The 2,360-nt window shown below is 67.3% G+C and carries 3 protein-coding genes; 1 reads left to right on the forward strand and 2 read right to left on the reverse strand.

The annotated features are described in order from the left end of the window. A partial coding sequence (locus GJ693_RS17655) for a hypothetical protein (protein ID WP_197042268.1) occupies positions 1 to 301 on the reverse strand: 301 nt, incomplete at its 3' end. Positions 302 to 352: 51 nt separating this feature from the next. Between GJ693_RS17655 and GJ693_RS15525 the strand changes: the two genes are divergently transcribed. Then, positions 353 to 1,351, forward strand: coding sequence for a hypothetical protein (locus GJ693_RS15525; protein ID WP_156257146.1), 999 nt, complete (start codon positions 353 to 355; stop codon positions 1,349 to 1,351). On the opposite strand, the gene GJ693_RS15530 is transcribed toward GJ693_RS15525, so the two are convergent. Further along, positions 1,341 to 2,360: sulfotransferase family protein (locus GJ693_RS15530; RefSeq protein WP_156257147.1), on the reverse strand; the 1,020-nt coding region annotated here is incomplete at its 5' end. The genes GJ693_RS15525 and GJ693_RS15530 overlap by 11 nt on opposite strands.

Raw genomic sequence — 2,360 nt, forward strand, 5'->3', positions numbered from 1 at the left:
CCACGCCGGACCCGCCGGCACTCAGCCGCGCGCCGTCGATCAGGCCCAATGGCAGCAACGTCAGGTCCACGACGCCGCCCGGCCCCGGCGCCAGCCGCAGGCCGTCCAGCGTCACCAGCGTTCCCCCCAGGCCGGAGACTGATAGCCCCCGGCGCGACGCCACCAGCCACGGCCAGTCCGCCAATGCCTCGCCCGCCAGCACCGCGCCCCGCCGGCGAAGCGTGTCGCTGCCCAGTGCCTGCTCGCTGATCACCGCCGGCCGGGCGGCACTGTCGATCTGGCTGGTGGCGGCAAGGTCCATGGGCTTCTTCTACCGGCTGGACAGGCAAAGGCCAGCCGGCCAGAAGGGGGTATGACGACCGTTGCGCAACTGGCCGCTGATCCGCTGTGGTTCCCGTGGCGTTTCGACGAAGCCGCCGACGCCTTTCAGTTCCGCCACCTGACCCGTGACGATCATGCCCGCGCCACGTTCCTGACCCCGGAATATCTTGGGCTGGCCCCGGTCGAGGTGGCACCGCGCACTGCCCTGCCGGCCACGGCCCAGGCTCCGATCCACTTCATCTTCCATTCCGCCTTCTGCCTGTCGTCGGTGCTGGCGCGCGCCTTTGATCTGCCGGGCACCGCCATGGGCCTGAAGGAACCGATGCTGTTCAACGACTTGGCGGGCTGGCAGCTGCGCGGCGCCAAGGGTCCGCAGCTGGCGCAGGCGATGGAGGCCGGGCTGGCGCTGCTCGCCCGCCCGTTCGGCCCGGGGGAAGCCATCGTCGTCAAGCCCAGCAACATCGCCAACGCGCTCATCGCCGGCACGCTGCAACTGCGGCCCAAGGCGCGGGCGCTGCTGCTGCATGCGCCGCTGCCTGTCTATCTCGGCTCTATTACCCGCAAGGGCCTCGATGGCCGACTGTGGGTGCGCGATCTGCTGATCAAGCAGATGCGCCAGGGCCTGCATGATTTCGGTTTCGGGCCGGACGATTATCTCGGCCAATCCGATCTGCAGGTGGCGGCGATGGGCTGGCTGGCCCAGCATCGGCTGTTCGGCCGGCTGGCGGAGCGGCTCGGTGACCGGGTGCGCACCCTCAACAGCGACCAGATTACCGCCCGCCCGGCCGAGGTGATGGCGGCGCTTGGTGACTTGTTTGGCATCGCGCTGGACGTGCCCGCCGTGGTCGCCGGCCCGGCCTTCACCCGCCACAGCAAGCACGGTACCGATTTCGACGCCGCGGCAAGGGAGCGCGAACGCGCTGCCGAGGCCGCCCACGCCGACGAGATTGGCAAGGTGGCGATCTGGGCCAAAAATGTCGCGCAAACGCAGGGGATATCGATGACCCTGCCAAATCCGCTTATTCGCTGAACTCAGGGTATTCGGCGCGCAGGATGGCGGCAATCTCGCCGATCTGCGCTTCATAATTGCGCCAGCGGCCGCGTGAGCGGCCGTGCACCGGTTGGCGCACCTGCCACACGCTCGCCGTGCGGATGATCTGCTCACCCGTAGGCGCCACACTGCCCGCCAGTCCCAGTTGCTGCGCCAGATCGACGATCACCGCCTCGGGCTGCGCCACCAGCGCTTCATAGCGGACGGGGATGATGTCGTCGCCAAAACAGGCCTGCCAGTGCGCCATCAGGCGGCGATACTGGCGGTAGTAATGCAACATGTCGTCGAAATCATTGGCATAGGTCAGGCTGTCGGCAAACGGCAGGAAATACATCGACAGGAAATTGTCGATCGGATCGCGCATCACATGCACGATCTTCGCCGCCGGGAAGGCGCGCTTGATCAGGCCGAGATAAAGGAAATTGTCCATCCGCTTGTCGGTGAAGACGTGGGCATCACCCAGCACGCTCTTGGCAAAGCTGCTGTAATCGCTGCGGAACCGCTCCGCTGCATCGGCCAGCGTGGCCGGCGTGATATGCTGGCCATATTGCGTCATGAACCACGGCGTATAGGCCAGTTCGCCGCCCATGGTGACGCCGGTCTGGCGGCCCAGCAGCGTTTCCAGCAGGGTCGAGCCGGAGCGGAACAGGCCGCAGATGAAGATCGGCGCAATGTCGGTGGTCACCGCCGGCAGCCGCTCGGCCGGGAACAGCTGGATCATCGCGTCGATCTGCGCCGCCACATCGGCCTGGCGGTGGAACAGCTTTGTGGTGTGCTTCTGCAGCTGGTTGGCGTCATCGGCCTGGTCAAAGGCCTCGGCATATTTGCCCATCGCATCCAGCGCATTGGCCGCCGCAAAGGCCAGCTCGATCAGATCATCATTGCTCACTGCCGCCGCGGCCGCGCGCTCCACCCGCGCCAGCCCGTCGGCGGCCCGGCCTTCGAACACGTCGATGCCCGCCAGCCGGGCGTGTGCCCGCCCCAGGCC

It is taken from the genome of Sandarakinorhabdus oryzae, from assembly GCF_009733735.1.
GTDB lineage: Bacteria > Pseudomonadota > Alphaproteobacteria > Sphingomonadales > Sphingomonadaceae > Sandarakinorhabdus > Sandarakinorhabdus oryzae.

Bases quoted from the DNA above. Each gene is read 5' to 3' on its own strand.
- GJ693_RS15525 (WP_156257146.1), top strand. From the start codon at position 353: ATGACGACCGTTGCGCAACTGGCCGCTGATCCGCTGTGGTTCCCGTGG.